This window comes from uncultured Virgibacillus sp. (assembly GCF_947495635.1).
GTDB lineage: Bacteria > Bacillota > Bacilli > Bacillales > Amphibacillaceae > Virgibacillus > Virgibacillus salarius.
The window spans coordinates 1-7382 of the sequence record NZ_CANMAB010000144.1; the positions used below are offsets into that span (position 1 = coordinate 1).

The 7382-nt window shown below is 35.8% G+C and carries 7 protein-coding genes; 2 read left to right on the forward strand and 5 right to left on the reverse strand.

The features are described 5' to 3' along the window. Positions 1 to 808: transposase (locus Q1A47_RS19350; protein WP_299632722.1), on the forward strand; the 808-nt coding region annotated here is incomplete at its 5' end. Positions 809 to 985: 177 nt separating this feature from the next. Here Q1A47_RS19350 and Q1A47_RS19355 read toward each other — a convergent pair. From Q1A47_RS19355 to gpr, 5 genes are all read right to left on the reverse strand, one after another. Continuing rightward, positions 986 to 1252 carry a hypothetical protein gene (locus Q1A47_RS19355; RefSeq protein WP_162986429.1) on the reverse strand — a complete coding sequence of 89 codons (267 nt, stop codon included), beginning with the start codon at positions 1250 to 1252 and terminating at the stop codon, positions 986 to 988. 683 nt (positions 1253 to 1935) lie between these two features. Then, entirely contained in the window at positions 1936 to 3744 is a 1809-nt protein-coding gene (lepA, locus tag Q1A47_RS19360) for a translation elongation factor 4 (RefSeq protein ID WP_166531024.1), read from the reverse strand. A 378-nt stretch (positions 3745 to 4122) separates the two neighbouring features. Next, a complete protein-coding gene (locus Q1A47_RS19365) occupies positions 4123 to 4440 on the reverse strand; it encodes a hypothetical protein (protein WP_026681200.1) in 318 nt (105 codons plus the stop codon). Between the two features lie 11 nt (positions 4441 to 4451). Next, positions 4452 to 5615 (reverse strand): stage II sporulation protein P, encoded by a 1164-nt coding sequence (locus tag Q1A47_RS19370; RefSeq protein ID WP_166531023.1) that lies wholly within the window; start codon positions 5613 to 5615, stop codon positions 4452 to 4454. Positions 5616 to 5713: 98 nt separating this feature from the next. Beyond that, complete coding sequence (gpr, locus tag Q1A47_RS19375; RefSeq protein ID WP_166531022.1) at positions 5714 to 6823, reverse strand: GPR endopeptidase; 1110 nt, start codon at positions 6821 to 6823, stop codon at positions 5714 to 5716. A gap of 214 nt (positions 6824 to 7037) precedes the next feature. Here gpr and rpsT point away from each other — a divergent pair, with 214 nt between their 5' ends. After that, positions 7038 to 7304, forward strand: a complete 267-nt coding sequence (gene rpsT / locus Q1A47_RS19380) for a 30S ribosomal protein S20 (protein WP_026681203.1) — start codon at positions 7038 to 7040, stop codon at positions 7302 to 7304. Positions 7305 to 7382 lie beyond the last annotated feature (78 nt).

The following is a 7382-nucleotide window of genomic DNA, read 5'->3' on the forward strand; positions in this document are numbered from 1 at the left end:
ATATCCGAAAGTTAAAGAGAAATTAAACCTATTAAAAGAAAACGTAAATGATGACATCGAACATTTACGAATCTCTGCTGATGAAGATGCGAAAATTGGCCACAAAACGAAAGATACATCTTTCTTTGGCTATAAAACACATATAGCGATGAGTGAAGAAAGAATCATCACGGCAGCTACGATTACAACTGGTGAAAAAAATGATGGAAAACAATTAGAAGTACTTATTGAAAAAAGTAAAGAAGCTGGCATGGAAGTAAAAACAGTAATTGGAGATGCAGCTTATTCTGAAAAGGGAAATATTGAATATGCCAATGAAAATGAAATGAAGTTAGTAGCTAAATTAAACCCTGCTGTTTCACAGGGTAATCGAAAAAAAGAAGATGAATTTGAGTTCAACAAAGATGCGGGAATGTACGTTTGTAAGGCAGGTCATATGGCAATACGAAAAGCTCGTCAAGGAACAAAAGGTGTCGCTAAAAACCAAGTAGATACATACTATTTTGACATTGAAAAATGTAAAGTTTGTCCATGTAAAGAAGGATGTTACAAACCCGGAGCTAAAAGTAAGAGCTATTCCGTAAGTATTAAATCAGATGAACATAGCGAACAGGCAAAGTTCCAGGAAACAGATTATTTTAAAGAAAAATCAAAAGAACGCTATAAAATTGAAGCTAAAAATAGTGAATTAAAACATAGACACGGGTATGATGTTTCAAAATCCTCGGGTCTAGTTGGCATGGAAATGCAAGGAGCCATGGCTATATTTACCGTAAATCTAAAACGGATATTGAAGCTAATGGGTTAAAAATAAGCAAAATATAATAGATAAATTAGTAAAAAGACGACTCTAAATTTTTAAAAAAGAATTTGAGTCGTCTTTTTTATAACAAATTTCAAGTTTCACTGAAAAATCATAAGATTTTCAGTGGCCTCCTACATTTAATGAGGGTTTTTCATGATTATTAGCATCTAGAGCCTTCTTTTACTGAATATTATTTGCTGTTTGTTGCTGTGAATTACCAGTTTCACCTTGTATAGCACTGGATAATTGTTGCACATTCTGATTGGTAGTCATATTTTGTAAAGGTTGAGTCAATTGTTGAGCTCCAGAATTATTTAATGCATTAGAAATGGTTTGAGGCAAATTTTTAAATGTTCCATTTTGAACTCCTCTTGTAATACCATAAATAGCTGCTCCTGCCGCTCCAATAGCAAGTATTGACGTCATCATACCTTGTCGGTTATTCATATATTTATCACCCTTTGTGTGTTGTTCTTGTGCTTCCGTTTTAGTTTTACAAAACACACCAAAAGTATACGAATGATTATACCTCATTTTATTCCATTGATTATACTATTTAACAAATTAGTCTTCGTTCTATACAGTATTGAACGAAGGAATTGATGAATTGTAACAAAGTGGTAAACATTATAAATAATTACTGATTAAAAAATAACTACAGAGTGCTTATGAAAAGACTTTCTATATGAATGTTTTCCCCACTGTCACTGGGTCAACTAAAAGGATTTTCCCAGCTGATTTCATCAACGCTATATAAAAGATGCTATTTTTAGGCGTATTCAATACCAAAAAGTAGGGTTTAGAGAAAAGAACTGTATCAGCGAAAGTGATGGATATACATTTAGACTCTCGCAGGAAACCGCCTTTTGCTTCCGAGGAAGTTGAGGTGTTGCCAGGAGAAAGCGAAGTGTATATCCTCCTGGCGTTACAAACGGCTATCCATATATTCAAAAAATAAACTTGCAGTGAGTTTTTTTATCACGCTTTAAGCTCTTTAGAGCCCCCGCATAGCCAGAGGAGAGGTATTCTAAACCATTAATAAATAGTACTGCCACCAACATATTCAATGTGGTGGCAGTAGAGTAGCAAAGCGTCTATTTTTCAATTTGATATATCCTTAAAACGTTGATTTAATCATCCTTCATTTCCAAAACTGCCATAAAGGCTTCTTGCGGTACCTCTACAGAACCTACCATCTTCATACGCTTTTTACCTTCTTTTTGTTTCTCCAATAACTTACGTTTACGAGAAATATCTCCACCATAGCATTTAGAGAGAACGTTTTTCCGCATTGCCTTAATTGTAGATCTAGCCACTATTTTATTTCCAATAGCAGCTTGAACGGGAACTTCAAATTGCTGTCTTGGAATTAGCTCTTTTAATTTATCAACAATGTGCTTGCCACGTTCGTAAGCAAAGTCTCGATGGACAATAAATGAAAGTGCATCAATAGTATCACCATTTAATAAAATGTCCATTTTCACTAAATTGGAAGAGCGATATCCAATTAAATCATAATCAAAGGAAGCATACCCTTTTGTTTGGGATTTAAGTTGATCAAAGAAATCATAAACAATTTCAGATAATGGTATATGATAAATAACATTAACTCGAATGTCATCCAAGTATTCCATATCAATGAATTGACCACGTTTTTTTTGTGCGATTTCCATCACTGCTCCAACATATTCATTTGGAACCATGATTGTAGCTTTTACATACGGTTCTCGAACATCTTTGATCTGCTGAGGATCTGGCATAACGGAAGGATTATCGATAGCAATAACCTCTTCGTTTGTCTGCTCCACTTCGTAAATAACACTAGGTGCTGTAGTAATTAGATCTATTTTAAATTCTCGTTCAATACGTTCTTGAATGATTTCCATATGCAAAAGCCCTAAAAATCCACAACGGAAGCCAAATCCTAATGCTTGAGATGTTTCTGCTTCATATTGTAATGATGAATCATTTAATTCTAAACGCTCTAGCGCTTCTCTCAAATCATTATAATTATTGGCGTCAACTGGATACAGCCCGCAAAATACCATTGGGTTTAATCGCTTATATCCTGGTAAAGGTTCAGCAGCAGGTCGGTTAGCTAATGTAATCGTATCCCCAACTCGCGAATCACCCACGTTCTTAATAGAAGCTGTTAAATAACCGACATCTCCTACGGTCAGTTCATCTTTAGTAATTGGCTTGGGACTAAATACCCCTAATTCATTGACTTCAAATTCTTTATCCGTTGCCATCATTTTAATTTTATCGCCTACTTTTATAGAACCTTTCTTAATACAAACGTAGGCGATAACTCCTCGATAGGGATCGTATAAAGAGTCGAAGATTAACGCTTTAAGCGGCTCTTCGGTATCACCCGCAGGCGCAGGGATTGCTTCCGTAATTCTTTCAAGAATTTCATCAATCCCAATATTTGCTTTTGCTGATGCTAAAATGACATCATCGCCATCAATACCAATCACATCTTCTAATTCTTTTTTCACTCTATCTGGATCTGCACTCGGCAAATCGATTTTATTAATAACAGGTATTATTTCTAAATCGTTATCAAGAGCTAAATAAACATTCGCTAACGTTTGGGCTTCAATGCCTTGCGCAGCATCAACAACAAGAATTGCTCCTTCACATGCAGCAAGGCTTCTAGAAACTTCATATGTAAAATCGACATGACCCGGTGTATCAATGAGATGAAAAATATAGTCTTCTCCTGCGTTACTTTGATAATTTAATTGTACAGCATTTAATTTAATGGTGATGCCACGCTCACGCTCGAGATCCATTGCATCGAGTAATTGATCTTTCATTTCTCTTTGTGTTATTGCTTTTGTGCGTTCTAATATTCGATCTGCCAAGGTTGACTTGCCATGATCAATATGTGCGATAATTGAAAAATTACGCACATTTCTTTGAATTTTTGCCATTAGTGATGTTCACTCCTACTTTCTTTTATCTCTACAGATAAAAGGCCTTAAATTATCAGCGACAATGACTAGCATTGATTATAGCAATAGTAACAGTTATGTTCAAGAACAAAAGCGCAAGCGCCCGATTAGAACGTAGCGACTAGAGCAAGTCAACCGAGATAAAGAAATCACGGTGAGCTTGCGAGCCGATGATGACTTAGATTAGGGCGATTCGTGAAGTCATCTCGTTTCTGGGCGCTGAAGCTGGACATGGCTCAACACGTCCATATTGACCCACATGGGCTAATTTTTTAATTTCCTAGACTAGAACAAAAGCGCAGAGCACTATAACTTTAGGATCTGCGCTTCTACAACATAATTGCACCTATATAAAAATTAAAAAAATAATTGGGAAACCTGGTAAAGTATCTCTACCACCACTTCATAAAATCCAGATACACCAGCTTCTAATATCGATGCCGTCTTCTCTGTAACAGGTGAAGGTCCATTCGTGTTAATCTTCTCTTCCGTAATAACTTCAGTGGTATCTGATGTTGTTTTAGTTTGCAATACTTCATCTTTAGCCTCTTTAACATCAACCTTCATTTCTGTTTGCTGAGGTGTTGACTCTTCTGCTTGTTTATCATTCCCGTAGACCACTCCAGTTAAAAAACAAACTGCTAATAATAATAATACAATTAATGAACGAGTCATCTTAACACCTCCTATGAAGCAGTATCTACTTTTTCTGCATCCCAATACATCTCACTAAATACGTCTGCTAGAGCATCAGCCGAACGATATAGCTCGTCCAGTTTGTTTTCTACTCCCCCGAATTCAAACAGCAATGCGTTATTAGATAAATCTTGATTAAATACTCCATTTGTTCCTTTACCTTTTCTCGGAAATACCCCTCTGCTTAAACCAGGATATTTTTCTTCTAACAGATAATGCAGCTTAGCTGCTAAGTCAAGGTTCTTCTTATAAGAGTTATGCTCAGCGCCAACAACTATCATAATGCGGGCATAGGATTTTCCGTTTATTTGCTTCGTCGTTTTTTCCTTTTTGATAGCATCACGATGTAAATCAAAAGCATATTGAATATCCTTATTAGTGGATAGTGTGTCAGCAACTACCTCCCTAGATGCATCATACGACCTGCCAAACCCCCAGCCCTTTTCATGCAATTTTTTGGTTATATCTGTATCATCAACTACAGTTCCGATTCCATTTGCCTGCAATGATTTAGCTAGTCGATTACTCACCTTTGAAATATTCACTTCCTTATGATAAGCCTTATCAGGGTCCTTTACGTCAGGTAAATAAGGAAGAAAGGACTCTCGATTATGTGAATTATAAATATAAACAACCTCTTTATTCCCTGTCGTTGGCGTATTTTTTTCTTTGTTCGTTTCTAATTGTTCTGTTGTGCTTTCCTCATCTTCAATTATTGCTTCTCTCTCTTTTAGAACTTCTTGTAGTGGTGGAGAAGATTCAATTGGTAGGTTTGTATAATTTGTACCTTCACCAGCAATTAATATGTGGTTATCAAAAACCTTAAATCCAGGTAATTCATTGCCTAACAAGCTTCTAATATCATTTGGTTTTAGACTTGTTGCAATGCGAAACAGAGTTGTAGACAAATCAAGGAATTTGTGATCTTCAGGTACAGCTTGCTGAAATGCCCGATTTTCAATTCCTAGCAAGTATAAAAAAGTAGAGCTATTAATATCAGTTGTCCATTCCGTAATTACTTCAGAAGAAAGGCGATAAGCGGGCTTTATCGTTGTTAGAATACCGATGCAAGTAAAAAGTATTAGAACACCGATAATGTATAAGCTACTTCGCTTATATAAAAGACGAAGCCCGCTATGTTTATGCAGATCCATGGTTCCACCCTTTCTGAATTCACGCTATAGTTAACTCTATGACACAAATCCAGAAGCTAGAACCTAATCTTTTATTTTTTGGAATATTGATAGAAAGGTTAACGAGAATAAGATGCGAAATTATCTACATTGACAGTTTCATGCATAGCAGCATTAACGCCGTTTGCTATTAGGCTAGCCATATCAATCATAAAACCATCTACTTCTTTAGGTGTTACCATTAAATTATGACCAATCGGCGTTAATACTTCTGTTATTAGTTTTCGCTTTTCATCGTCAGATAGATTCCCTACTATACCAAGGAATGTTTGACGTTTTTCTTCATCTGGTAAATCTTCATCCGTTAAACGTTTCTCACCAAATGACATACCAGCAGGTGTTAATGACTTGGAGGGATCATCCTTTTCTTCCCACTCTCTACCAAAATGCTTCAATAAAAAGTCGATGGTATCACTTGTGATGGTAACAGCATCAACAACTGTCGGAACTCCAATAGCCATCACAGGAATGCCTAACGTTTCTTTACTTATTTCTTTTCGTTTATTTCCTACACCAGATCCAGGATGTATACCAGAGTCGGATAACTGAATGGTTTCATTAACTCGTTCAATGGACCTTGAGGCAAGTGCATCAATACAAATAACAAAATCTGGTTGATATTTCTCCACAATTCCGAAAATGATGTCACTTGTTTCAATACCAGTAACCCCCATTACGCCAGGTGTCACAGCAGCTACTGGCCGGTAACCTTTTGAAACCGTTTCATGTTCCATTTGGAATAAATGACTAGTTACTAGCACTTTCTCTACGGTCATCGGACCAAGTGCATCGGGTGTAACATTCCAGTTTCCTAATCCTACAATTAAACCTTTACTATCGACTGGAATATTGTTTTTAGCAATTAATTGTTCCAGTTCTTTAGCTAACACCTTTGCAGCTTGCTCCTGTCTTTTTGTATCTTGTCGTTTTACACCATCAGCATAAATGGTAATATAGGATCCCGGTTTTTTACCTAGAAGTTCAGCACCAGTATCATCGATCTCTACATAAGAAATATTAATTCCATCATCATTTCTTTCTTTTATAGTGACTCCTTTTATTTTTTTCTGATCAGTTGCCTCTTGATTTTCGACATACATATCCTTTGCTTCAATGGCTAGATCTGTCCTAACTTGATATGGTACAATATCATTCTTTTTGTTTTCCATAGCTCGCTCATCCTTTCTTCATCTGTTAGTAATAGATTTAACAAAATGGCGAAACTCATACATTTGATAACAAAGCTATTGAAAACAAACCGTTCCTCTGGTAAAATGACTTTTGTCCATAGACAAAAAAAGCAAATACAAATCACTTTACATTTGTTGGGATGAAAACAAATACATTCATAATTGTGATGATATTTCAGGAGGTGAAAAACTTATGGCAAATATTAAATCTGCAATTAAACGTGTAGAAACAAATAATAAAAAACGCACAAACAATGTTATGCAAAAATCTGAAATGCGTTCACAAATTAAGCGTGTAGAAAAATTAGTTGAAGCTAACGATAAAGAAAACGCAATCGTTGCTTTAAAAGATGCGAATAAATCAATTGATAAAGCTGTTCAAAAAGGGATTATTCATGCTAACAACGGTAATCGCCAAAAATCACGTCTAGCTAAGAAATTAAATCAATTAGGCGCATAATAAAGGGGCTGGGACATAACTAGCCTGGAGAAGTAAAAAAGAGATTCCAGTTATCAAAAATAGATAGCTGGAATCTTT